This window comes from Devosia sp. Micro-HW1 (genome assembly GCF_056341075.1).
Genome location: NZ_CP094375.1, coordinates 1,201,849 through 1,224,189 on the forward strand (window position 1 = coordinate 1,201,849; position 22,341 = coordinate 1,224,189).

At 62.2% G+C, this 22,341-nt stretch carries 24 protein-coding genes; 7 read left to right on the top strand and 17 right to left on the bottom strand.

The genetic code is table 11. The annotated features are described in order from the left end of the window. Positions 1-128 precede the first annotated feature (128 nt). Both ilvC and MQW79_RS05575 read right to left on the bottom strand, forming a co-directional pair. Positions 129-1,148: a ketol-acid reductoisomerase gene (gene ilvC / locus MQW79_RS05570; protein ID WP_476587316.1), complete on the bottom strand. Its 1,020-nt coding sequence runs from the start codon at positions 1,146-1,148 to the stop codon at positions 129-131. A gap of 30 nt (positions 1,149-1,178) precedes the next feature. Continuing rightward, positions 1,179-1,826: a TetR/AcrR family transcriptional regulator gene (locus tag MQW79_RS05575; RefSeq protein ID WP_476587317.1), complete on the bottom strand. Its 648-nt coding sequence runs from the start codon at positions 1,824-1,826 to the stop codon at positions 1,179-1,181. A 224-nt stretch (positions 1,827-2,050) separates the two neighbouring features. Between MQW79_RS05575 and pepT the strand changes: the two genes are divergently transcribed. Beyond that, entirely contained in the window at positions 2,051-3,280 is a 1,230-nt protein-coding gene (gene pepT, locus MQW79_RS05580; protein ID WP_476587318.1) for a peptidase T, read from the top strand. Between the two features lie 199 nt (positions 3,281-3,479). Here pepT and MQW79_RS05585 read toward each other — a convergent pair whose 3' ends face one another. From MQW79_RS05585 to MQW79_RS05595, 3 genes are read right to left on the bottom strand one after another with little or no spacing between them, the layout of a single operon-like run. Beyond that, complete coding sequence (locus MQW79_RS05585; RefSeq protein WP_476587320.1) at positions 3,480-3,785, bottom strand: TM2 domain-containing protein; 306 nt, start codon at positions 3,783-3,785, stop codon at positions 3,480-3,482. Between the two features lie 48 nt (positions 3,786-3,833). Then, a complete protein-coding gene (gene xth / locus MQW79_RS05590; protein WP_476587321.1) occupies positions 3,834-4,625 on the bottom strand; it encodes an exodeoxyribonuclease III in 792 nt (263 codons plus the stop codon). Positions 4,626-4,657: 32 nt separating this feature from the next. Continuing rightward, a complete protein-coding gene (locus MQW79_RS05595) occupies positions 4,658-5,221 on the bottom strand; it encodes a dihydrofolate reductase family protein (protein WP_476587323.1) in 564 nt (187 codons plus the stop codon). Between the two features lie 87 nt (positions 5,222-5,308). Here MQW79_RS05595 and MQW79_RS05600 point away from each other — a divergent pair, with 87 nt between their 5' ends. Further along, positions 5,309-5,497 carry a hypothetical protein gene (locus MQW79_RS05600; RefSeq protein ID WP_476587324.1) on the top strand — a complete coding sequence of 63 codons (189 nt, stop codon included), beginning with the start codon at positions 5,309-5,311 and terminating at the stop codon, positions 5,495-5,497. Between the two features lie 51 nt (positions 5,498-5,548). Here MQW79_RS05600 and MQW79_RS05605 read toward each other — a convergent pair whose 3' ends face one another. Both MQW79_RS05605 and MQW79_RS05610 read right to left on the bottom strand, forming a co-directional pair. Then, positions 5,549-6,433, bottom strand: coding sequence for an alpha/beta hydrolase family protein (locus MQW79_RS05605; RefSeq protein ID WP_476587325.1), 885 nt, complete (start codon positions 6,431-6,433; stop codon positions 5,549-5,551). A 1-nt stretch (position 6,434) separates the two neighbouring features. Beyond that, complete coding sequence (locus MQW79_RS05610) at positions 6,435-7,337, bottom strand: hypothetical protein (RefSeq protein ID WP_476587326.1); 903 nt, start codon at positions 7,335-7,337, stop codon at positions 6,435-6,437. Positions 7,338-7,511: 174 nt separating this feature from the next. Between MQW79_RS05610 and MQW79_RS05615 the strand changes: the two genes are divergently transcribed. Further along, positions 7,512-8,633, top strand: a complete 1,122-nt coding sequence (locus MQW79_RS05615; RefSeq protein WP_476587327.1) for an NADH:flavin oxidoreductase/NADH oxidase — start codon at positions 7,512-7,514, stop codon at positions 8,631-8,633. Positions 8,634-8,741: 108 nt separating this feature from the next. Next, positions 8,742-9,176 (top strand): hypothetical protein, encoded by a 435-nt coding sequence (locus MQW79_RS05620; RefSeq protein WP_476587328.1) that lies wholly within the window; start codon positions 8,742-8,744, stop codon positions 9,174-9,176. A 35-nt stretch (positions 9,177-9,211) separates the two neighbouring features. On the opposite strand, the gene MQW79_RS05625 is transcribed toward MQW79_RS05620, so the two are convergent. The 5 genes from MQW79_RS05625 to MQW79_RS05645 form a co-directional block, all read right to left on the bottom strand. After that, on the bottom strand, positions 9,212-11,137 hold the full coding sequence (locus MQW79_RS05625) for a potassium transporter Kup (RefSeq protein WP_476587329.1): 1,926 nt from the start codon (positions 11,135-11,137) through the stop codon (positions 9,212-9,214). A 159-nt stretch (positions 11,138-11,296) separates the two neighbouring features. Then, the gene (locus MQW79_RS05630) at positions 11,297-11,914 is read right to left on the bottom strand and encodes an NADPH-dependent FMN reductase (RefSeq protein ID WP_476587330.1); all 618 of its coding nucleotides are present in this window, start codon (positions 11,912-11,914) and stop codon (positions 11,297-11,299) included. A 233-nt stretch (positions 11,915-12,147) separates the two neighbouring features. Further along, entirely contained in the window at positions 12,148-12,888 is a 741-nt protein-coding gene (locus MQW79_RS05635) for a pyridoxine 5'-phosphate synthase (RefSeq protein ID WP_476587331.1), read from the bottom strand. A 102-nt stretch (positions 12,889-12,990) separates the two neighbouring features. Next, positions 12,991-13,545 (bottom strand): acetolactate synthase small subunit, encoded by a 555-nt coding sequence (gene ilvN / locus MQW79_RS05640; protein ID WP_476587332.1) that lies wholly within the window; start codon positions 13,543-13,545, stop codon positions 12,991-12,993. Positions 13,546-13,568: 23 nt separating this feature from the next. After that, positions 13,569-15,338 carry an acetolactate synthase 3 large subunit gene (locus MQW79_RS05645; protein ID WP_476587333.1) on the bottom strand — a complete coding sequence of 590 codons (1,770 nt, stop codon included), beginning with the start codon at positions 15,336-15,338 and terminating at the stop codon, positions 13,569-13,571. A 386-nt stretch (positions 15,339-15,724) separates the two neighbouring features. Between MQW79_RS05645 and MQW79_RS05650 the strand changes: the two genes are divergently transcribed. Further along, complete coding sequence (locus tag MQW79_RS05650; RefSeq protein WP_476587334.1) at positions 15,725-17,224, top strand: inorganic phosphate transporter; 1,500 nt, start codon at positions 15,725-15,727, stop codon at positions 17,222-17,224. Positions 17,225-17,249: 25 nt separating this feature from the next. On the opposite strand, the gene MQW79_RS05655 is transcribed toward MQW79_RS05650, so the two are convergent. From MQW79_RS05655 to MQW79_RS05670, 4 genes are all read right to left on the bottom strand, one after another. Next, entirely contained in the window at positions 17,250-17,708 is a 459-nt protein-coding gene (locus MQW79_RS05655; RefSeq protein WP_476587336.1) for an NUDIX hydrolase, read from the bottom strand. 105 nt (positions 17,709-17,813) lie between these two features. Then, positions 17,814-18,029 carry a cold-shock protein gene (locus MQW79_RS05660; protein WP_035087182.1) on the bottom strand — a complete coding sequence of 72 codons (216 nt, stop codon included), beginning with the start codon at positions 18,027-18,029 and terminating at the stop codon, positions 17,814-17,816. Between the two features lie 308 nt (positions 18,030-18,337). Then, the gene (locus MQW79_RS05665) at positions 18,338-18,610 is read right to left on the bottom strand and encodes a hypothetical protein (protein WP_476587338.1); all 273 of its coding nucleotides are present in this window, start codon (positions 18,608-18,610) and stop codon (positions 18,338-18,340) included. A gap of 77 nt (positions 18,611-18,687) precedes the next feature. Continuing rightward, positions 18,688-19,044, bottom strand: a complete 357-nt coding sequence (locus MQW79_RS05670) for a DUF423 domain-containing protein (RefSeq protein ID WP_476587339.1) — start codon at positions 19,042-19,044, stop codon at positions 18,688-18,690. Between the two features lie 83 nt (positions 19,045-19,127). On the opposite strand from MQW79_RS05670, the gene MQW79_RS05675 reads away from it, so the two are divergent. Then, on the top strand, positions 19,128-20,540 hold the full coding sequence (locus tag MQW79_RS05675) for an MATE family efflux transporter (RefSeq protein WP_476587340.1): 1,413 nt from the start codon (positions 19,128-19,130) through the stop codon (positions 20,538-20,540). On the opposite strand, the gene miaA is transcribed toward MQW79_RS05675, so the two are convergent. Next, entirely contained in the window at positions 20,537-21,430 is an 894-nt protein-coding gene (gene miaA, locus MQW79_RS05680) for a tRNA (adenosine(37)-N6)-dimethylallyltransferase MiaA (protein ID WP_476587341.1), read from the bottom strand. The two genes, MQW79_RS05675 and miaA, sit on opposite strands and share 4 nt — an antisense overlap. 27 nt (positions 21,431-21,457) lie before the next feature. Here miaA and serB point away from each other — a divergent pair, with 27 nt between their 5' ends. Next, entirely contained in the window at positions 21,458-22,330 is an 873-nt protein-coding gene (gene serB / locus MQW79_RS05685; RefSeq protein WP_476587342.1) for a phosphoserine phosphatase SerB, read from the top strand. The last annotated feature ends 11 nt before the right edge of the window (positions 22,331-22,341 follow it).

Genomic DNA, 22,341 nt, shown 5'->3' on the forward strand with positions numbered 1-22,341 from the left:
GTGGAGTTGAAACTCGCTCGGGTGAGTCAAATGGCGTGGTTTTCGAGAACCGGAGCGCAGCGTACAGTGAGTACGTGAGCACCGGAAGCGCAGAAAATCGCGTCAGTTGACCACCCGAGTAGAGTTTCTTAGTTCTTGGCCTTGTCGACCAGCGCGCCGGCCTTGATCCAGGGCATCATGTCGCGCAGCTTGTGTCCGACTTCCTCGATCTGGTGCTCGTCGTGCAGGCGACGGGTGGCCTTGAAGCGCGAACCGCCAGCCTTGATTTCCTGCATCCATTCCGAGGTGAACTTGCCCGACTGGATGTCGTGCAGAACGCGCTTCATCTCGGCCTTGGTTTCCGAGGTGATGATGCGCGGGCCGGTGACGTATTCGCCCCACTCGGCCGTGTTCGAGATCGAGTAGTTCATGTTGGCGATGCCGCCCTGGTAGATCAGGTCGACGATCAGCTTCACTTCGTGCAGACACTCGAAATAGGCCATTTCCGGAGCGTAGCCGGCTTCCACCAGCGTTTCGAAGCCGGCGCGGATCAGCTCGACGAGGCCGCCGCACAGCACGGCCTGCTCGCCGAACAGGTCGGTTTCGCATTCTTCGCGGAAGTTGGTTTCGATGACGCCCGAACGGCCGCCGCCAACGCCCGATGCATAGGCCAGGGCGATGTCATGGGCATTGCCCGAGGCGTCGTGGTGCACGGCGATCAGGCACGGCACGCCGCCACCCTTCTGGTATTCGCCACGCACGGTGTGACCCGGGCCCTTCGGCGCGATCATGATCACGTCGACGGTCGACTTGGGCTCGATCAGGTTGAAGTGCACGTTGAGGCCGTGCGCGAAGGCCAGCGCGGCGCCGTCACGGATATTGGGCTCGATGTCCTTCTTGTAGATATCGGCCTGCAGCTCGTCCGGGGTCAGCATCATGATGACGTCGGCCCACTTGGCGGCATCGGCGACCGACATGACCTTGAGGCCTTCGCCCTCGGCCTTCTTGGCCGACGGGGAACCCGGACGCAGGGCCACCACGACATCGGTGACGCCGGAGTCGCGCAGGTTCAGCGTGTGGGCGTGGCCCTGCGAACCGTAGCCGACAATGGCCACCTTCTTGGACTTGATGATGTTGAGGTCGGCATCACGATCGTAATAGACGCGCATTGGGGTTCTCCCTGGAATTTCTGCGTTTGCTTAAGTGCTTGCCTTGGCCCCGTAGAGGGCCAGGAACTGGTCCGCCGCGGTCTTCACATCGGCTTCGATGTTGGCCTCGACATTGGATTGGGTCAGGCCCTTGTCGCCGAGCAGCAGACGAATCTGCACGTCGCGCACGACAAGGCCGAAAAAGGTGCGATAGGCTTCTTCGCTCGAATTGAAGCGCAGGAGACGCGCATCGCGCGCCGCCTCCAGAATGGGCTTCAACCGGCGGCGGATGGCCATGGGGCCGTTTTCCAGGACGATGTTGCCCAGGTCATCCTTTTCCTGCGCCGCATGGGTAATGGCGGTGCGATTGAGGGTGATCGAGACTTCCCCGACAATTGTGGTGAGGAGGTCGCGCGCGAACTGTTCGAGACTGCCGCGCAGCGCCTTAATGTTCATGTGGCTGCGATCGACATAGGGCATGCGGACCTTGGCCGCCTGCCACTGCACGGTAGCCGTCAGCAGCCCGTCCCGGTCGCCGAACCACTTGTAGAGCGTTTCCTTGGAGCATGAGGCGCGCCGCGCCACCGCGGTCATGGTCAGCCCGTCGCCGTTTTCGACGAGCAAATCCAGCGCCGCCGTCAGCACAGCCTGCTGGCGGGGGGTGAATGTCTCTTCGTCGACCTTGATGGCCAGGGCCAAGGGAACTCTCCCGTTCTGATCGGCAGCCGAACGCCTCGACGCCTTTCCGTTCGCTGGCGTACCGTACGGTACGGTTCTAGGCAAGCGAAATTTCGCGCTGTGGAGATTGGCTGTTGCGTAACGACCGGGTCGCCTCGCCCGCTGGGCCCTTGTCTCCACCGGGCATTTGCAATTTTTCTCAGGGCAGCTATGCCCTTGCCAGACATTTTCACGGAAATCCCAGAATGACCGACACCGTTCTCGACCGCTTCCTGCGCTACGTGGCCATCGATACGCAATCCGATCCGGCGTCCGACACCCAGCCCTCCACCGAAAAGCAGAAGAATCTCGGCCGCGTGCTCGAAGCCGAGCTGCAGGCGATCGGTCTCACCGACGCGCATCTGGATGAGCACGGCTATGTCTATGCAACCGTGCCGGCCAATACCGACAAGGATGTGCCGGTCATCTGCTTCTGCGCGCATATGGATACGGCGCCTGATTTCAGCGGCGCCAATGTGCAGCCGCGTCTCGTCAGGAACTATCAGGGCGGCGACATCGTGCTGGGCAATTCCGGCCGCACCATCCGCGTCGCCGAACATCCCGAGCTCGCCAACCAGATCGGCAACGACGTCATCACCACCGATGGCACGACCCTGCTCGGCGCCGATGACAAGGCCGGACTCGCCGAAATCGTCACGGCCGCCGAAATCCTGCTCAAGGATCCCTCCATCCGCCACGGCACCATAAAGCTGCTCTTCACCACCGACGAGGAAATCGGTCGCGGCGTCGACAAGGTCGATCTCGAAAAACTCGGCGCCCGCTTCGCCTACACGCTCGACGGCGAAACGGTCGGCACGCTTGAGGACGAGACCTTCTCAGCCGACGCGCTCACCATCGACATCACGGGCGTGGCCATGCATCCCGGCTTCGCCAAGGACCGCATGGAGAACGCCATCAAGGTCGCCAGCGCCATCGTCGCCCGCCTGCCGCGCGACGTTTCCCCTGAAGGCACCGATGGGCGCGACGGTTTCGTGCACCCGGTGGGGATTTCCGGTTCGATGGAAGGCGCCAGCATCAGCTTCATCGTCCGCGATTTCACCAATGAGGGCCTCGTGCAGAAGCACGCCATGGTCGAGGAGATCGCGCGGTCGGTGCTCGTGGATTTCCCGGGCTCCTCTTTCAGGGCGACGCGCAAGGAACAGTATCGAAACATGAAACAGGTGCTCGACCAGCACCCCGAAATCGTCGCCAATGCCGAAGAGGCCATCCGTCGCGCCGGACTGACGCCCAATCGCGGCTCCATTCGCGGCGGCACGGACGGCTCGCGCCTCTCCTTCATGGGCCTGCCCTGCCCCAATATCTTTGCGGGCGGACACGCCTTCCACTCGCCGCTCGAATGGGTCAGTCATCAGGATATGGACAAGGCCGTGAAGACCATCGTCGAGCTTGCAAAGGTTTGGGAAGAGCGCGCCTGAAATCCGGCCGGATGAGCTTTACCTGCCGCCCATCGTCACCACCCGGTTTATCCGGGTGGCCCATGCTTTCTGCCAATAAGAGTGGATTACCGGGGCCATCCCGGCAATGCGAGGAACGCAGGATCGAGCGGCATGCCTGGAGCCGGACCCTGCCTGCCTGGCAGCGACGCGATTAACCGGTGCCGCCTCCAGAATTGCGTTACCGTCGGCCGAGCAGCCGGTCGGCAATGTCGCTGTTGCGGCCGGCCGCAATGCCGGGAATGAGAAGCGCGTCGATCAGCCACCAGAGACCCACAATGGCCCAGAGGAAGCTGAGGAAGCCAAAGCTGATCACGGTCAGCAGCAGGATGACGCCGCTGAGGGCCAGCATTACCAGCCCGCTGAGCGGCCGTCCGAGATAGAAGCGGTGCGCGCCGACATAGCCCAGGAAGAACCAGAGCAGGTAGGCGACGAGAAGTGACTTCTTCTCGATGTCATACTGGGCATAACTGCGGTCGCTGGACATGGGGTCTCCTTCGTGTCGCGCATCAGTTGGGAATGCAGAGGGGCCAGTTCAAGATGCGCGCCCTTTCAAAGCCTTGAGCTCGATCCAAACCGGCGCGTGATCGCTTGTGCCTTCGCGCGCCCGCACCTGCCGGTCGACTCCGCAGGATTTGAGGCGCGACGCCAGCGCCGGGCTGAGCAGGAAATGGTCGATGCGCAGGCCGGCATCGCGCTCAAAGGACTGCCGCCAGTATTTCCAGAATGTATAGATGCGCTCGTCCGGATGCAGGTGCCGTACCGCATCTGTCCATTCCTGGGCCAAAAGGTCGGCATAGGCCTTCCGCACCTCCGGCCGGAACAGCGCATCGTCGAGCCAGCGCTCGGGCTTGTAGACGTCGAGTTCTGTCGGCATGACGTTGAAATCGCCCACCAGCGCCGCCGGCAGCTCGCTGGCCATCAGTTCCTTGGCATGCGCAGCGAGGCACGCAAACCAGGCCAGCTTGTAGTCGAATTTCGGTCCCGGCGCGGGATTGCCATTGGGCAGATAGAGGCAGCCCACCAGCACACCCTGCACTGCCGCCTCGATATAGCGCGCATGATCGTCGCGCTTGTCGCCCGGCAGGCCTCGCCGCGTCTCCACCGGCTTTCCATCACGGGCCAGGATGGCGACGCCGTTCCAGCTCTTCTGCCCATGCCAGATGGCGCCATAGCCCGCCTTTTCGATGGGCCCGGCCGGAAAGCGATCGTCACTCGCCTTCAGCTCCTGCAGGCACACCACATCCGGGCGGGTCTCTTCCAGCCAGTCGAGCAGCAGGCCCAGCCTGCCGTTGATGCCGTTGATGTTGAATGTCGCGACCCTCATGCCAGCCTAAACACGGGGCCGGGCCGATAGGTTCAGCCCTTCACCACCCCGAAGCGCATGAAGACGACACCATTGCCGAACACCTCCACCTGCCGGCGCTCGAAACGGGTGAGGCCCTCTACCTGGAACATCGGCGTGCCTGCCCCGACCGCGACGGGGATGGTGTATATCGACACTTCATCCACGAGCCCCTGCCGCAGCAGTGCCGAACCCAGCGTCGGCCCGGATACCGAAATGTCCTTTTCAGTCTGAGCCTTCAGCTTTGCGACATCCTCGCCCGACAATTCCCGCACCAGCCGCGTCCTGCTGGTCGTCACCTCGGTCAGCGTGCTGGAAACCACGATCTTTTCGGTCTCGCGCCAGACGAGGGAATAGTCGCGCTCGAACTGGGAAACGCTCTGATCCTCATGCACCGTGTCCCAGATCCGCATCGTCTCGAACATGCGCCGGCCATAGATATTGACCCCGACCGCCGCCTCCTCTGACTCCGCGAAGCGGTGCACCTGCTCGCTCACCTGCCCCCAGTCAAACCCGCCCCTGACATCGTTGATGTACCCATCGAGCGACGCCATCATGCCAAAAACCAGTCTGCCCATGTCCGCCTCCCCTGCTATCGGCAGTTTGCCACATTCCGGGCGCGCGTCGACATTAGAGATAGTCACCCGATTCACGAGTGAACCCTCATGCCTGCTGACGCATCCACACTCATGGCCCTCGGCATCGGCGCGGCCATTCTGTTGTGGCTGATCTTCTCGCTGATGAAGCGGCTCTTCGGCATCGCCATCATCGCGGCTTTGGCCTTTGGGGCCTACATGGTCTGGACCAATCCCGCCTTGCTGAACGAGGCACTGGAAATGGCCGGCCTGCGCTAGATCTCGCCACCCAGAGGAGCGCCGTGGCGGAACCAGGGTGTGGGCGTCGCGCTAGCCTAGTCGCCGCGCAAAAAAGTCCAGCACCGCCGCCCGCATGCTCTCAGTCTCCTGGTGGCCGACGCCCGGCTCGCTGATGAACTCGAGCATGTCGGGCGCGGCGGCATAGGCAGGCCGCAGGTCCTGCATCGCTCGTTCCACGGCAGCGGGCGGGCTCAGGTGATCGGCTTCACCCACGCAGATCAATTGCGGCCTTGGGGCAATCAGGGCCGCAATGGTGCCGCCATCGGCCTCACGCAGCAGTCCCGGGACGGTGAGATAGATACCGTGGCCGTCATGGGCTCCCAGTTCGATCATGGTGCGGAAATCGGCAAAACAGCACAGATGCGCGACAGCACCGATCCGCTTGTCGATGGCGGCCAGCCAATAGCTCAGCACACAGCCCATGGAGAGCCCGAAGGCGCCGACCCGCGACGCATCCACATCATCGCGTCCTGCCAGATAAGTCAGCGCCGCGCCGTGGTCAGACAACATCTGCCCGAAAAGCGATTCCCCATACCAGAGCAGCGCCTTGGCGACAGAGCTCTCGGTCTCCGACGCCCGCTCACCGAAAACCGGCATGTCGATAGAGAGCGTGACATAGCCCGCCCGCGCAAAGACCGGACCAAGCGGACCAACCAGATATTCCCGCCCATCCAGCAGCTCGCGCGCGCCGATGGCATAGCCGCCACCATGGGAGTGACCGTAGAGAATGGCCGGCAGTCGCCCTGCCGCAGCGGACGGGCGGGTCAGGATGCCGCGCACCTCCGCGTCCCCGATGCGCAGGCGCAGGTGCTCGACGGTGTAGCCGCCCATGTCCTCGATCTCTTTCGAGATGAGCGCGACGCCACGGTCCTCGAAGCCAAGCAGTTCGCGAAAGCGTGCGGACGAGATCGCCATTTCAGCCTCTTGCTGTTGCAGGTCGTTGCCCGACCCAGTTGTTGAAGCGCGCCAGCGCCAGGCCGAAAACGATCAGCAGCACGCCGCCGCCCACGATGGAGACCGGCTGTGCGCCAAGCACAATGAACCATTGGGTGAAGAAGTGGATGGCCCCGAAGACTGCCACGCTGTTGACCACCCAGCGCCGGTTGGCGAACACCGCCCAGGCGCCAAAGCTCAGAAGGGCAAGCGCCCAGGCAATCGAGAAGGCAAATCCGCTGACGCCGAGATTTTCGTCGCCAAACAGAGACCCCGCGAAAAACGCGACATTCACCAGCACGATGGCAACACGCATCGCGATAATGGCCAGTCGCTCATAGTCCGAGGCCAGCCGCAGTGAGACCAGGTAGAGCACCAGCACCAGCGCGGCCAGGGATACGATGACCACCACGAGGAAATGGTTCGGCGGCCAGAGATCGGGGTCGAAGGTAATCGTCATAGCGAAGGCAAAGACGGCCAGAGCCGCCAGAAGGCCCGAGCGGGCCAGGACAGAGGCAATGGCGAGGCCGAGCGTCAGCCCCACGCGAACCAGCAGGTTCTCGCCGTAGAGTCCGCCCAGCCCGCCGCACAGCGCCAATGCGCCGATGACCAGCATGATCTGCGCAAAGATCTGCAGCCGCGGGAGCGCCTGCATGCGGATGAAGAGGCCCGCGCCGAACATCAGCGCGCCCAGCGCGACCAGGGTCTCAAGAGTGGGCAGCAGCGCTGCCACCCCGCAGGCGACAGCAGTCGCGCCCAGTGCATAGAGAATGTTGGCGCCCAGCGCTCCGGTATCGGCGGCCGCGAAGCCTTTCAGGCGCTCCGCCTCATCAGGCGTGATCTTGCCCGCTTCCAGGAGAGCGTCGAGATCGAGCGTAACCTTCATTGCCTTCCTCCCCAGGCGACTGTCGCAAGGCTAGAGCAAGGCGACGATTCTGCCCACTGTCCCGCCGGGTTGCAGTGGAAGCAACGCAGCGTTCAATCATCGGCACTTGCCGATGGAAAACAAAGAGAGCATGTAACGCACGAACCACCCAGCCGGTACGGCCAAGGAAATTCCATGTCCAAACTCTTCTCCCCCATCGCCCTGCGCGGCTTCGATCTGCGTAATCGCGCGGTAGTCGCCCCCATGTGTCAGTATTCAGCCATCGATGGCTTCGCCAACGACTGGCACTTCGTGCATCTGGGTCGTTTCGCCCTCGGCGGCTTTGGACTGGTTCTGCTTGAGGCGACCGGCGTCGTGCCGGAGGGTCGTATTTCTTACGGCGACCTGGGCCTCTGGAAGGACGAGCAGATCGCGCCTCTGGCACGCATCGTCGATTTCCTGCACGCCCATGGCAGCGCCGCCGGTATTCAGCTTGCCCATGCCGGTCGCAAGGCCTCCACCCCAGTCTCCTGGCGCAATGCCGAAGACCTCCAGACCGAGGAGCAGCGTCGCGAGGCCGGCTACGAGCACTGGACGCCCGTCGCCCCGAGCGCCGAGTCGCACGATCCCTCTAATCCCGATTTTCAGGTACCAACGGCCCTCGATGCCGACGGCATCCGCCGCGTGGTCGATGGTTTCGTGGCGGCCGCCATCCGCGCCGACAAGGCAGGGTTCGACACCGCCGAAATCCACGCCGCGCACGGTTACCTCCTCAACCAGTTCCTGAGCCCCCTCTCCAACCACCGCACCGACGACTATGGCGGCAGCCTTGAGAACCGCATGCGTCTGGTGCTCGAAGTGACGGAGGCGGTCCGCGCGGCCTGGCCGCAGGACAAGCCGCTGCTGGTCCGCCTCTCGGTCAGCGACAACGCACCGGGGGGCTGGACGCCTCAGGATAGTGTGGTGCTGGCCCGCGCCCTCAAGGCACTGGGCGTTGACGCAATCGACTGTTCCAGTGGTGGCATGGCCCAGGGCCGCATCACGTCGGCCGAAGCCTATCAGGTGCCCTTCGCCAAGACTGTGCGCGACGGCGCCGGCATCCCCACAATGGCTGTCGGGCTGCTCGGCAATGTCGAGGCCGCCGAAGCCATTCTCGAACGTGGCGAAGCCGACTTTATCGCCTTGGCCCGCGGAGCCCTCGATGACCCCAACTGGGCCGTGCATGCCGCCCGTATTCTTGACGGTACCTACGACCTCTGGCCGGTCCAGGCCCGCCGGGTAGCAGGGCGAGATCAGGTTCTTGGCCTGCGGGGCTGAATTCAGCGGACAAGTAGCAGGGCGATCCAAATTTCGCCCTGTTCCAGCGATCCTCTTGCGACCTGCTTCGCCAACCACCAAGTGAGGCAGGCGCACGGGAGTTACGCCATGGATACCAAAGCCGCCATTGTCGCCCTCATGACTGTCTGGGGCGTCGGCACTTGCACCGCAGCGCCTTCCATGGCGCAGGAAACCGATCCCTCCGCAGAAGAGGGCGAAGCACTGGTGGACAATCCTTTGCTGAACCGGGTCTGGATCCGGCAGGCATCCGACCCAGCGGCCCTGCCCGGCGTCGTCCACATCTTCCTCTCCGATGGCACTCTCGTTTCCGACAGCTGCTGGGAGCCCTACCGGCTTTCAAGCTGGCAGCAGGTTTCTGACACCCAGATTTCGTGGGACGAGGACGGCATGACCATCAGCGCCGACATCGCTTCGCTGACGTCGGACGAACTCGTGCTCAACCTGAAACTGGTTGGTGGCGACGAAGAACAGCGCTTTGTGCCGGCAGAAGTCCCCTTCGTGTGCCCCGACATGCCCAGATGAGAGCCTTGGTGCTAACAGTCTGCTAGCAAATTGCCTCAGATGACGACCTGGGTTCCGATCTCCACCACGCGCCCGGTGGGAATGTGAAAATACTCGGTCGCATCGCTGGCATTGCGCGCCAGGCGGATAAAAATCCTGTCCTGCCAGAACCTTAGCGGCCCGCCCGACTTCTGCCCGAGCTTCAGCGAGCGCCGTGACAGGAAGAACGAGGTCGACATGATGTCGAACTTCCACCCGAGCTTGCGGGCAAGCGCCAAGGCCTTGGGAATATTGGGTTCTTCCATGAAACCGAAGGTCACAATGACGCGGAAGAACAGCTCGTTATAGGCGTCGATCGTCACCTTTTCGTCGTCCGGAACGCGCGGCGAGGTCGAGGTCCGCACCGTCAGGATCACGTTCTGCTCGTGCAACACCTTGTAATGCTTGAGAGAATGCAGCAGCGCCGTAGGGGCTCCCTCCACATCGGACGTGAGGAAAATAGCCGTGCCGGGAACGGTATTGGGCTTCTTCTTGGAAAGGTTCTCGACCAGGAATTCCAGAGGCACCTCATCGCGGCGGGTCTTTTCGGCCAGCCGTCGGCGGCCTGCCATCCAGCTGACCATGATCAGCGAAACCAGAATAGCCACGGCCACAGGCACCCAGCCACCCTGGAATATCTTGGCAAAGTTCACCAGGAAGAACCCGCCATCGATGACCAGATAAAGCGCTCCAAAAGCGATCAGCCAGCCCAGCGGCCATTTCCAGTTGCGGCGCATGACCACCAGCAGCAGTGTCAGCGTCACAACCATGATGCCGGACACCGCGATGCCGTAAGCATTTGAAAGATTTGCTGAACTGCCGAAGCTGACCACCAGCAGAAGCACCATGATCATGATCATCGTGTTGATCTGCGGCATGTAGATCTGGCCGCGCTGTGACTGCGAAGTGTGCTGAACAATCATGCGTGGCAGCAGATTGAGCGCGATGGCTTGCTGCGTCAGACTGAACGCGCCCGAAATCACCGCCTGGCTGGCAATGATCGTTGCCATAGTCGCTAGTGCCACGAATGGACCCAGCGCCCAATCAGGATGCATTTCAAAGAACGGGCTGACTACGTTCTCCGGCCCGACGCTGAGCACGAATGCGCCCTGCCCGAAATAGTTCAGCAACAGACATGGAAAGACCAGGCCAAACCAGGCAATCACGATCGGCTTGCGGCCGAAATGACCGAGATCGACATAGAGCGCCTCGGCGCCCGTCACGGCGAGGAACACCGCGCCCATGACCACAAAGGCTATGCCGGCATGAGTGATGAGAAATTCGATTGCATGCCAGGGGTTGAGCGCCCAGAGCACGAAGGGGTTCTGGATGATGTGGTAGAGCCCGATCCAGCCCAGCACGAGAAACCAGACTGCCGTGATCGGCCCGAAGACGACGCCAACCTTGCCGGTGCCGAAGCGCTGGACGAAAAACACGCCCAGAATGATTATCAATGTGATCGGCACCACCCATCGCGTCATGTTCGGCGCGACCAGTTCCAGGCCCTCCACGGCAGAGAGCACAGAGATCGCCGGGGTAATCATGGCGTCGCCATAAAACATGGCCGCGCCGGCCACGCCGAGGGCCGTAATCCACACCGGCGGCTTTTCAAACGTCTTGCGGGCAAGCGCCATCAGCGAGAGCGTGCCGCCTTCGCCGTTGTTGTCGGCGCGGGTCACGAAGAAAACGTATTTCAGCGCCACCGTCAGCGTCAGGGCCCAGACAATCAGGGACAGCAGACCGAGAACTTCGGTCTCGGTCGCGGTGACCCCGGGCCGCACCGCCATCGCCTGCCGGAAGGCGTAGATGGGGCTGGTGCCGATGTCGCCATAGACTACGCCGATGGCCCCCAAAGTCAGAAGAGGAAGGCTGCTTGTTCCATGGCTGGCATGGTCGGTCACGCCATCACCGGTCGAGGGACCGGTAGTTTCCGCTTGCGTCATGAGCTTGTGGGCTCTCGCTGTTTCAGGGCGGGGGCGGCTATACACCCGTCACCCGTCACAGACAACACCCGGTGAACCGAATAGTTCATATGCAGTCAGGGGACGTCCGTTTCCGGACGCCCCCTGCCAGGCAAACGAGGACTTGGAGGTCTTCGTATATTATTCAGCTGCTTCAGCGACTTCCGCAGCTTCTTCGTCACGGGCGGCCTTGGCCGCAGTACCCCACCAGACGAGCTGGTCGAGCATGTCCTTGGCCGAGTTTCCGATCGAGCCTTCGATCTCGGCAAGGGTCTTGGTGCCGCCAAAGCCCGGATGGACCGACATGAAATCGGCGCCGGCAATGTGGACGGCCGAGCGAGTCGAGACCATCTGCAGCTCAATGCCGATTGTGCGCAGGTTTTCGATGGCGCGGGCGCCACCAACGGTGCCGTAACCCACGGCGCCGAATGCCTTCTTGTTCCAGTTCACATAGGCCTGGTCGAGGGCATTCTTCAGCGCGCCGGTGATGGCGCGGTTGTATTCCGCGACGACGAAGATGAAGCCGTCAAATTCGGAGATCTTGTTCTGCCACTTCACAGCATTGGGGTTCTGCGAAGGCATCCAGGCATTGGAGGCCATTTCGTCGAAGAACGGCAGGTCGAAATCGCGCAGGTCGACGATTTCGGCGTCGATTTCCGGGCGTTCATTGGCCTTCTCGAGGATCCACTTGGCCGGGACTTCGCCGAAGCGAGTGGGGCGGGTGGAAGAGATGATGACGCCGATCTTGAGCTTGGACATTTGCGGTGCCCTCCTTGGTAACAAATCGTAACTGAGGCGATATATGTGCCTGTCGCGATTTTGCTCAAGAGGGCACCATTCTGTCTGCCGGAGACACTGGGGTGACTCGGTCACATTGGTGTAAGTATCAGAATTCTCAGTGTTTCCGGGCGTTATGGCAGAAACACTGCCCGAAAAGACCCAAAATGGCCCAGCCCGACATACGAACTGTTCTCAGCTGACGAACAATGCCTTCAAGCGAGCACGGCCCGATAGGCCCTCACCGCTTCGGCAAAACCAACCAGCAGTGCATCGGCTGTGATTCCATGGCCGATTGAAACTTCGGCCACGCCCGGCACCGAGGCCTGGAAGGCGGGCAGGTTGATGAGTGTCAGGTCATGTCCGGCATTGACGCCGAGGCCTGCCTCGAGGGCCGCGCCGCAGGTCACCGCCAGGTCCGCCAATTGCCGTTCCGCCTCCACTGCATCCGCGAAGCAGGCCCCATAGGGGCCGGTGAACAGCTCGACACGATCCGCGCCGGTTGCCTTGGCAGCGGCAATGCCGGCCTCCCCGGCATCGGGATCGCAGAACAACGAAATACGTCGGTCATCGCGCTTGAGGCGCTGCACGACGGAGGTCAAGAAATTACCCTTGCCCACAAAATCCCAGCCATGGTCCGAAGTGGCCTGCTGGGGATCATCCGGCACCAGCGTCACCTGCTCCGGGTTCACTTCCTCGATGAGATCGAGGAAGTCATCGCTGGGATATCCCTCGATGTTGAATTCGGCGTTCGGATAGTCGGCGCGCAGCAGTGCCGATAGCTCGAACACATCGGTCCTGCGGATATGACGTTCGTCGGGGCGCGGATGAATGGTGATGCCGCTGGCCCCGGCGTCGAGCACGACGCGGGCAATGCCGGTGACGCTGGGCCACGGCAGGTTGCGGCGATTGCGCAGTTGCGCGACGGCATTGAGGTTGACGGAGAGAAGCGTCATGGCAGGGACTCGCTAGAACTGCCCCTGCCTTACACCAGACCGGGCTACACGCCCAATCGAACCTTGTGATGACCCCGATCAACCGGACCGGGGTCAAAGGGCCTACATGCCCTCTGCGCCGCGCGAGATGGCAGCGAGACCAGTGCGCACGACTTCCACCAGGCCCAGCGGCTGCATCAAGGCAATAAAGCTGTCGACCTTGGACGGCTTGCCGGTGACTTCGAAGACGAAGCTCTCGACGGTCGCATCGACGATCTGGGCGCGGAAGGCATCGGCCAGGCGCAACGTCTCTGCGCGATGGTCGCCACCGCCGCGGACCTTGATCAGGGCCAGTTCGCGCTCGATATAGGCGCCCTCGGCGGTCAGGTCGTGAACCTTGTGCACCGGCACCAGGCGCTCGAGCTGGGTCTTGATCTGGACCAGCACCTTTGGTGTGGCGATGACGACAACAGTGATGCGACTAAGTCGCTTGTCGTGTTCGGTCTCGCTGACGGTCAGGCTCTCGATATTGTAGCCGCGGGCCGAGAAGAGGCCCACGACGCGGGCGAGGATGCCCGGTTCGTTATCGACGAGAACCGAGAGCGTGTGGCGCTCCGCCTGCTGGGTTTCCTGGGTCAGGAAATAGGCCGAACCGGTCGGCTGCAAATGTGCGTTCATGGCAAATCCTCCGCAGCTGGCCGTCAGACCAGCTGGCGTCCCTTCTCGTCGATGATGTCGCCGATATTGGCGGTATCGGGCAGGATGATTTCGTTGTGCGGCTTGCCCGAGGGGATCATGGGCAGGCAGTTCTCGTCCTTCTCGACGATGACGTCGAACAGCACCGGACCATCATAGTCGATCATCTCGGCAATGGCCGCGTCGAGCTCGGCCGGGTTCTCGCAACGAATACCCTTGCCGCCGTAAGCCTCTGCCAGCTTGACGAAATCAGGCAGCGATTCCGAATACGAATGCGCATAGCGCGAACCATGAAGAAGGTCCTGCCACTGGCGGACCATGCCCATGCGCTCGTTGTTGAGGATGAAGATCTTGATCGGCAGGCGATATTGCACCGCCGTCGAAATCTCCTGCATGGTCATCTGCACCGAGGCTTCGCCGGCAATGTCGATCACCAGCGCATCGGGATGAGCCACCTGCACGCCGACTGCGGCCGGCAGGCCATAGCCCATGGTGCCGAGGCCGCCCGAGGTCATCCAGTGGTTGGGCTTGTCGAAGTGGAAGTGCTGGGCGGCCCACATCTGGTGCTGGCCGACTTCGGTGGTGATGAACACCTCTTTGCCCTGCTTCTTCGTCGCCTCATAGAGACGCTGGATCGCCCATTGCGGCTTGATGGTCGTGTCCGAATTCTTGAAGTTCAGCGAACCAACATCGCGCCACTTCTGGATCTGCTTCCACCACGGGGCAATGGCCTCGGTCCTCGGTTGATTGGTCTTGGAGCGCCAGACGCGCACCATTTCGGCCAGCACGCGTTCGCAATCGCCGATGATCGGGACGTCGACACGCACGACCTTGTTGATCGAGCTTGGGTCGATATCGACATGGATCTTGCGGCTATGGGGCGAGAAGGCGTCGATGCGGCCGGTGATGCGGTCGTCAAAGCGGGCGCCAATGTTGATCATGACGTCACAGTCATGCATGGCCAGGTTTGCTTCGTAAGTACCGTGCATGCCCAGCATGCCCATCCATTGCGGATTGGAGGCCGGGAAGGCGCCGAGGCCCATCAGCGTCGAGGTGACAGGGAAGCCGGTGAGTTCAGCCAGTTCGCGCAGATGCTCGGAGGCCTGGGGACCGGCATTGATGACACCGCCGCCAGTATAGAAGATCGGACGTTCGGCCTTGAGCATCATATCGACAGCAGCCTCGATGGCCGCAGCATCGCCATCCATCTGCGGACGGTAGCTCCGGTGGCGCAAGGTCGCCTGATCAGGCTTGTAGTATTCGCCGACGGCGAACTGCACATCCTTGGGAATGTCGATGACAACAGGGCCTGGGCGCCCGGTCGTCGCGATGTGGAAAGCCTCGTGCATGATGCGCGGCAGATCTTCCACACGCTTCACCAGGTAATTGTACTTGGTGCAGGAGCGGGTGATACCGACCGTATCGCATTCCTGGAAAGCGTCAGAGCCGATCAGGTTGGTCGGGACCTGCGCGGTGATGCAGATGAGAGGAATAGAGTCGAGCAGCGCATCGGTGAGACCGGTAACGGCATTGGTCGCGCCGGGCCCCGAGGTGACCAGCACGACGCCGGGCTTGCCGGTCGAGCGGGCATAGCCTTCCGCCATGTGCGTTGCGCCCTGTTCGTGCCGCACCAGGATGTGCTGGACGACATCCTGCTGGAACATGGCGTCATAGATCGGCAGGGCTGCACCACCTGGATAACCGAAAATATGCTGAACACCCTGATCCGTCAGCGCCTGGATCACCATTTCCGCGCCGGTCATTTTCTCGGCCATTTGCGCTTTCCTACTCCTCGGGCCCGCCGTACCGGGCGTTACGTCTTTGCTGCCTTAAAACCGCTTTGCCGGAAAAAAGGCAATAAAAAAGGCCCCGTTCGGGACCTGTTTTCGGCGCACCAGCTATCGCGCGGGGTTTTACCCCACGTTGCCGATGCGCCTATCTACTACGAGAATGAGTGCCCGCACGGGACCTCTCCAAAATTTCTAGACGGCGCATTGTTACGTGCAGTGTCACATGCAAGTCAAGCGGCCATGTCCTTCTGATCTGTCGCGGAGCCGAGGATTTTTGGTGCACAGTCACGTCAACCCGCCAATTAGTTGCTGGCAGACCTCCAATGAGATGCTAAGGGCGGGACCAACACCAATTATGACAGTTCAGTGACATGAGCAAAAGCGCGCTCGACAAGGACCTGCAGCAGGTTTCGGGCTATGAATCGGCAACCAACGCCCTTGGACGATCACTGGCTGCCCCTGGCATCGCGCTCGTCTTCCTTCTGCTCGCAGGGGTCTGTGCTGCTTTCGCTGTCGGTCAGGGCCCCGGAACCTATGTCGTTGTTATCGGCGCCCTGATCGCCGGCTACATGGCGCTCAATGTCGGCGCCAATGACGTCGCCAATAATATGGGTCCAGCCGTTGGCGCGCGCGCTATCACGATGGCGGGCGCATTGGTCATTGCTGCTGTATTCGAGGCAGCGGGCGCCCTGCTGGCGGGGGGCGACGTGGTCAATACCGTCGCTCGCGACCTCCTGATTTCCCCGGAACTGGAGGCCCGCACGTTCATCATGGTGATGATGGCTGCCCTGCTCGCTTCGGCGCTTTGGGTCAACCTTGCCACCTATATCGGCGCACCGGTGTCCACGACACATGCCGTAGTGGGTGGCGTCGTCGGTTCGGGCGTCGTCTCGGCCGGCTTTGCGGTCGTCAACTGGCCCATCATTGGTGCCATTGCCGCGAGCTGGGTCATTTCCCCGGTAATGGGTGGCATCATTGCGGCCCTGTTCCTGATCATCATCCGCATGACCATCACGACGCGGCTCGACAAGATCACCGCTGCACGGGTCTGGGTGCCGATATTCGTGGCCGCCATGACCGGCATCTTTGCCATGTATCTGGCGACCAAGGGCCTGAGCCGCATCTGGAAGCCGGGCATGGCCATGACCCTTTTCCTCGGCATCCTCTTTGGTGCGCTGGGCTGGATCGCCGCCATGCCGTGGGTGCGCCATCAGTCGCGCCATATGGAAAACCGCAAGAAGCACGTCGCCAGCCTTTTCAGGCTGCCATTGATCGTGTCGGCAGCACTGCTGTCCTTTGCCCATGGCGCCAACGACGTGGCCAATGCCATTGGCCCATTCGCCGCGATTGTCACCACGATCCAGACCGGCCACGGCGAAGTAGCCGGCATCAGCCTGCCCTTCTGGGTACTCGCTATAGGTGCCATTGGCATTTCGCTTGGCCTTGCCCTGTTCGGGCCCCGGCTGATCCGCACAGTGGGCGAGCAGATCACCAAGCTCAACGAGATCCGCGCCTTCTGTGCGGCGCTTTCGGCCGCGGTGACGGTTCTGGTCGCTTCGGCTCTCGGCATGCCGGTATCTTCGACACATATCGCTGTTGGGGCCGTGTTCGGCGTCGGCTTCCTGCGTGAATACATTTCGCGGCGCGACATGGAGGGCACTGCCGTGCCGGTCAATGCGCGCATGGTCGATGCCAGTCAGCTCAACGCCACCCCCGAAGAAGCTCTCGCCAAGGCCCGCAAGGTGGAGTCGCGCTTGCTGGTGCGTCGTCACCATGTGTTCAGCATCGCCGCCGCCTGGATCGTGACCGTGCCGGCCTCGGCGGTGCTGTCGGGTGTGCTCTACTTCGCCTTGAGCCTTATCATCCGCTGAGGGGTGATTGCCGGGGGCGATCGGCTCAGTTCGGGATCAACCTGGTGTGCAGGCGCTGGGCCAGTCGGCCGAGCGCTGGGTCAGTCAGCAAACGGCGGGCCTCGGAAAGGGTCGCCCAGTGACGCAAGCGCTGGTCCTGCTCGCGCCAGGCATCGAGCTGTTCGGTGACCAGCAATGGAAACAGGTCGACATCGACGAGGGACACATTGTCTGACCCGACACTGGCGCGGTAGCTACCGATGGGCTCCTGCTCGATTGTCCCGGACACACCGGCCTCTTCCAGAGCTTCCATGGCCGCGCTCTCCCAGGGGGACAGTTCAGGCTCGATGGCGCCCTTGGGGAATATCCATTTGCCGCTGCGGCGCGACGTGATCAGCAGAAAAGCCACGCGACCTTCGACGATCGCATAGGGCAAGGCACCGGCCTGACGCAGTTCGGACTGCGTTTCGACACGGGGGCTCCAGTGCTTGAGGAATTCGCGCATTTGGTTTCCGCAGAAAACATTTGTCCGGCTGTTTGACACAACCGGACAACGAAAGTCCACGCGACAAAAAGAACGGGCCCCGAAGGGCCCGATCAATTCTGGGGATTAGCTCAGAAGGGTCAGCTCGGTGGCCGAGACCTTGCCGTCGCGGCCGGTCTGCAGCTCGAAGCTCACCTTGTCGCCCTCGTACAGGCCCTGCAGGCCGGAACGCTGGACAGCGGAAATGTGGACGAATGCGTCCTTCTCACCATTGTCGGGAGAAATGAAGCCGTAGCCCTTGGTGGTGTTGAAGAATTTCACGGTACCGGTGATAGCGGCCATCGATTTGGTCCTCTTGGTCTGTTGTGCCGCTCTCGCGGCGGAAGGGTTTGTCCGGGCTGTGCGGTTCCGGACTTACGGTTCACGAGATCAGGAGGTAGCCAAGTTTCCGGCTGGGCCGGTCGTTCAGATAGCGCAAGACAAGTGGCACGTTACGACTAATTACCTGTTCTAGGCTGCTTTTTCAAGGCCGCACTCAGTGAACCCAAGAATACCTACTCTGCCGCAAAGTACACCCGGTCGGGGGGCCAACCGGGTGTCTGGCGCCTGGGGGCGCTTGACCGCAGGGGGCGCTGCGGTATGGAGCACGACTACCTGCTCGGGCAGGCAGCGATAAACTGAGTTCCGTCAGTGCGGCGATAGACGCACTCGGTGCGGCTCGAGCCATAATAGCCAAGCAATTCACCAGCGGCAGCGCCGGTGACAGCACCGATACCGGCGCCCACAGCGGCACCCACGGCATTGCCAGACAAGGCACCGCCAACGAGGCCACCGCCAATGGCGCCTACTGTGGCGCCTCGCTCAGTCGCGGTGCAGGCAGCGAGCGACAGTGCAGTTGCAGCAATAATCAGGATCTTGTGCATGAATTCCTCCAACGAGTACTCGCAAACAAACGCGCTTTGCTCGAAAGGGTTCCAGCTCGGTTTTAGATTCTATTAAGTCAATTGCCACGCTTGGCGAATAGACCTGCAAGCGCCATGCCGAGCCAACCGAGGATCATCGCCCCGCCCCCTATGGGCGCGGCGCCGGGAAAAAGGGACTGCTCCACCCATTCCCGCATGGCCAGATCGGCACCGAAGACAAGCGTACCAGCTGCCAGCACCGCTCCAGTGCCCAAAAGCAATCTGCTGCGTCCAGCCAGGGCTAAGACAACGAGTACCGGCGCATGCGCCAGAAAGATGGTGGCTATGGCCGCCAGATTGCGGCTATCGGCATGCGATGCTCCGGCCGCGGCAGCCACGCCCGCCGCTCCGATCAACCCGGCCAGGATCAGTAGAAGGCGCGGCAACACAGCCATGAGTGACCTTTCGTAGCGCTTGTCCGCCTTTTCCAGCGCGACGGATTGGACTACAGCATGGCCCGCGAGTGAGAGATACGACAATGAGTGAGAACGTCGCGCCGGTATCCCCGGCGCCGGTGGCGCAACCGTCCGCAAGGGGCTGGGGCACCGAATTCCGCGACACATTTGCACTGGCCTGGCCGCTGGTCATTGCGCAGGTTGCCCAGAATGCCCTGCAGGCCACCGACGTCATCATGATGGGATGGCTGGGACCAGAGGCACTGGCCGCGGGCACCTTGGCCTCGAGTTTCATGATGCCCTTTTTCCTGCTCGGGGTCGGCATCGTCGGGTCTGTAGCACCGCTTGTCGCGCAGGCCCGTGGTCGCCGGGACATCAAGGCCGTTCGGCGCATCGTGCGTCAGGGCTTTTGGGCTGCCATTGCCCTGGCTCTCGTCATTGCGCCGATCCTGCTGCAACTGCGGACTATCTTCGGCTGGCTGGGACAGGACCCTGCCCTTGCGGCGCGCTCCGAGGAATATATCCAGATCGCCATCTTCATGCTCGCGCCGGCCATGGGGGTCATGGTGCTGCGGGGCTTTCTCTCGGCCTATGACAGCACGCGGGTCATCCTCGTCATCACCGTGGGCGGCGTCATCATCAACGCTATCAGCAATTACCTGCTCATGTTCGGACATTTCGGACTACCGCGGCTCGAGCTGCGCGGCGCCGCCCTGGCAACGGTGTTTACCAATGTCTTCATGCTGGCGGCGATGCTGACCTTCGTCGTGCGCCACAAGCGGTTCAGGCGGTTCAACATCCACATCCGCTTCTGGAAGCCGGATTGGCCGCGCTTCCGCGAGATTTTCCGCATCGGCACGCCAATCGGGCTTACCGTTCTGGCGGAAGTGGGGCTCTTTACCGCCGCAACCATGCTGATGGGTCGCCTTGGCACCGACGAAGTTGCCGCTCATGCAATTGCCTTGCAGTGTGCCTCACTCGCTTTCATGGTTCCGCTCGGCCTGGGGATGGCAGCCACCGTGCGCGTGGGTGTTGCCTATGGCCGCAGGGATAAGGTCGGCATCGGCCTCTCCGGCTGGACCAGCTTTGGGCTGGGCACCGTGTTCATGGCCGTATCCGCGCTGTGCTTCCTTCTCTTCGGGCCGGCGATCGTGAGCTTCTTCCTCGATCCCAAAGTCCCGGAAAACCAGAATGCCCTCCTGCTGGCCGCCTCCTTCCTGGCCATTGCCGGCCTCTTCCAGCTCGCTGATGGCGCGCAGGTTGTGGCGGCGCACGCGTTGCGCGGGCTCAGCGACACCAAGGTGCCCATGGTCATGGCCATATTCGGCTATTGGTTCGTCGGCTTGCCGGTGGCCTGGCTGATGGGCTTCACCCTCGAATTGAGGGGCATAGGCATCTGGCTCGGGCTGGCCGCCGGGCTCGCCTTCGTGGCCGCACTTCTCGTCGGGCGATTTGCGATGCGCGAGCGCCTGGGCCTGCTCAAGGCCATAGACTAAAGCGGCGCCCCGCCAAGACCCAGGCGGGGCCAGTCACCCATGCGGTTGCGGAACCAGGTTCGCTGGCGCTTGGCATATTGATGGGTCGCGACGGTTGCGAGCGTGATCGCCTCCTCGCGGCTCTGCAGACCATCGATCCAGTCCGAAATTTCCCGCACGCCAATGGCCTTCATCGCCGGAAGCGAGGGATCGAGCTTTTGTGCGCGCAGCGCCTCCACCTCCCCGACAGCGCCATTTTCGAACATGGCGGCAAAACGATGCGCGATGCGGTCCCGCAGCACATCGCGGTCGGGCGAAAGCACCATGCGCTCGATTGCCCACTCCCTCAGCAACCCCGGCTGCTGATCATCCTGGAAACTCGATAAAGGGCGTCCCGTGGCGCGCTTGACGGCAAGGGCACGGGTGACCCGTTGCGGGTCCGCAACCCGAAGGCGACGCGCCGTCTCCGGATCTTCCGACTGCAGCAGGCTCATCCGCTCCGCCTCGTCCAGCGCTTGAATCTCTTGTTGAACTTCAAGCGTCAGCGCCGCGGAAATTTCCGGCACATCGGCGAATCCCCGGGTCAGGGCATCGAAATAAAGTCCCGTGCCACCAACGAAAACGGCTTCCCGGGATGGGTCCATCTCGGCGAGCACGGCCTCCACCGCACGGACCCACTGGCCGGTGGAGAACCGCTCGCCGGCCGGCACCGTGCCATAGAGACGATGCTCGGCCTGCGCCTCTTCCTCGACACCCGGACGCGCCGTGACCACCCGCAGCGTGTCGTAGACCTGCATGGAGTCGGCATTGATGATGACCCCGCCGCTCGCCTTGGTGCGGGCGAGCGCCAGCGCCGACTTGCCGCTGGCAGTCGGACCCGCTATCAGCACTGCGCGCCTCTGGCCTGTCACCGAACGCTCCCGAAAGTTGCTGCCACCATGCCGGTTCTCTCTCTCATCGCCAATCCTGCCGATCCCGACCTGGATGCCAGGCTGGCCCAGGCCGTTCTGGCCCAGACCGGGGGCGAACTCAACTGGCTGAGCCACGGCATCGCTTGCGATATTCTCGAACCAACTGCGCCGCAAGCGCTTGAATTGGCACGCGATATTATCGGCGACAAGGCCGTGGACGCCAACCTGCTGCCTTCCGCTGGACGCCGCAAGCAATTGCTGGTGGCCGACATGGATTCCACCATGATCGAACAGGAATGCATTGACGAGTTGGCCGACGCTCTCGGGCTCAAGCCGCAGGTGGCCGAAATTACTGAAAGAGCCATGCGCGGTGAGCTGGATTTCGAGCAGGCGCTGGATACGCGCGTTGCCCTGCTGAAGGGGCTAGAACGTTCAAAAATCGAAGAAATCCGCCGCGAGGCAATCACCCTCATGCCGGGTGGACGGGCCCTGGTGCAGACCATGAAGGCCTATGGCGCCTACGCGTCGCTGGTCTCTGGCGGCTTTACCTTTTTCGCCGACTATTTTGCCAAGCGGATCGGTTTCGATGAGGCCATTGCCAATGTGCTCGAATTCGATGGCGATCGCCTGACCGGCACCGTCAGCAAGCCGATTGTCGACAAGAACACCAAGAAAAACAGGCTCTTGCAGCTGACGTCTGAACGCGGGCTGGACATTGCCCAGACCATGGCAGTGGGCGATGGCGCCAATGATCTCGACATGATCGGTGCCGCCGGTTTTGGCGTCGCCATCCATGCCAAGCCGGTCGTTGCGGCGGCCGCCGGCATCCGCATCGATCATGGCGACCTCACCGCCCTGCTCTATCTGCAGGGTTACCCCGAGGACGACTTCGTCCGTTGAGGCGACGGCCA

What these genes read in the sequence shown, in the direction of transcription:
- ilvC (WP_476587316.1), bottom strand. Translation starts at nt 1,148, where the DNA reads ATGCGCGTCTATTACGATCGTGATGCCGACCTCAACATCATCAAGTCC.
- pepT (WP_476587318.1), top strand. Translation starts at nt 2,051, where the DNA reads ATGACCGACACCGTTCTCGACCGCTTCCTGCGCTACGTGGCCATCGAT.
- MQW79_RS05585 (WP_476587320.1), bottom strand. Translation starts at nt 3,785, where the DNA reads ATGTCCAGCGACCGCAGTTATGCCCAGTATGACATCGAGAAGAAGTCA.
- xth (WP_476587321.1), bottom strand. Translation starts at nt 4,625, where the DNA reads ATGAGGGTCGCGACATTCAACATCAACGGCATCAACGGCAGGCTGGGC.
- MQW79_RS05595 (WP_476587323.1), bottom strand. Translation starts at nt 5,221, where the DNA reads ATGGGCAGACTGGTTTTTGGCATGATGGCGTCGCTCGATGGGTACATC.
- MQW79_RS05600 (WP_476587324.1), top strand. Translation starts at nt 5,309, where the DNA reads ATGCCTGCTGACGCATCCACACTCATGGCCCTCGGCATCGGCGCGGCC.
- MQW79_RS05605 (WP_476587325.1), bottom strand. Translation starts at nt 6,433, where the DNA reads ATGGCGATCTCGTCCGCACGCTTTCGCGAACTGCTTGGCTTCGAGGAC.
- MQW79_RS05610 (WP_476587326.1), bottom strand. Translation starts at nt 7,337, where the DNA reads ATGAAGGTTACGCTCGATCTCGACGCTCTCCTGGAAGCGGGCAAGATC.
- MQW79_RS05615 (WP_476587327.1), top strand. Translation starts at nt 7,512, where the DNA reads ATGTCCAAACTCTTCTCCCCCATCGCCCTGCGCGGCTTCGATCTGCGT.
- MQW79_RS05620 (WP_476587328.1), top strand. Translation starts at nt 8,742, where the DNA reads ATGGATACCAAAGCCGCCATTGTCGCCCTCATGACTGTCTGGGGCGTC.
- MQW79_RS05625 (WP_476587329.1), bottom strand. Translation starts at nt 11,137, where the DNA reads ATGACGCAAGCGGAAACTACCGGTCCCTCGACCGGTGATGGCGTGACC.
- MQW79_RS05630 (WP_476587330.1), bottom strand. Translation starts at nt 11,914, where the DNA reads ATGTCCAAGCTCAAGATCGGCGTCATCATCTCTTCCACCCGCCCCACT.
- MQW79_RS05635 (WP_476587331.1), bottom strand. Translation starts at nt 12,888, where the DNA reads ATGACGCTTCTCTCCGTCAACCTCAATGCCGTCGCGCAACTGCGCAAT.
- ilvN (WP_476587332.1), bottom strand. Translation starts at nt 13,545, where the DNA reads ATGAACGCACATTTGCAGCCGACCGGTTCGGCCTATTTCCTGACCCAG.
- MQW79_RS05645 (WP_476587333.1), bottom strand. Translation starts at nt 15,338, where the DNA reads ATGGCCGAGAAAATGACCGGCGCGGAAATGGTGATCCAGGCGCTGACG.
- MQW79_RS05650 (WP_476587334.1), top strand. Translation starts at nt 15,725, where the DNA reads ATGAGCAAAAGCGCGCTCGACAAGGACCTGCAGCAGGTTTCGGGCTAT.
- MQW79_RS05655 (WP_476587336.1), bottom strand. Translation starts at nt 17,708, where the DNA reads ATGCGCGAATTCCTCAAGCACTGGAGCCCCCGTGTCGAAACGCAGTCC.
- MQW79_RS05660 (WP_035087182.1), bottom strand. Translation starts at nt 18,029, where the DNA reads ATGGCCGCTATCACCGGTACCGTGAAATTCTTCAACACCACCAAGGGC.
- MQW79_RS05665 (WP_476587338.1), bottom strand. Translation starts at nt 18,610, where the DNA reads ATGCACAAGATCCTGATTATTGCTGCAACTGCACTGTCGCTCGCTGCC.
- MQW79_RS05670 (WP_476587339.1), bottom strand. Translation starts at nt 19,044, where the DNA reads ATGGCTGTGTTGCCGCGCCTTCTACTGATCCTGGCCGGGTTGATCGGA.
- MQW79_RS05675 (WP_476587340.1), top strand. Translation starts at nt 19,128, where the DNA reads ATGAGTGAGAACGTCGCGCCGGTATCCCCGGCGCCGGTGGCGCAACCG.
- serB (WP_476587342.1), top strand. Translation starts at nt 21,458, where the DNA reads ATGCCGGTTCTCTCTCTCATCGCCAATCCTGCCGATCCCGACCTGGAT.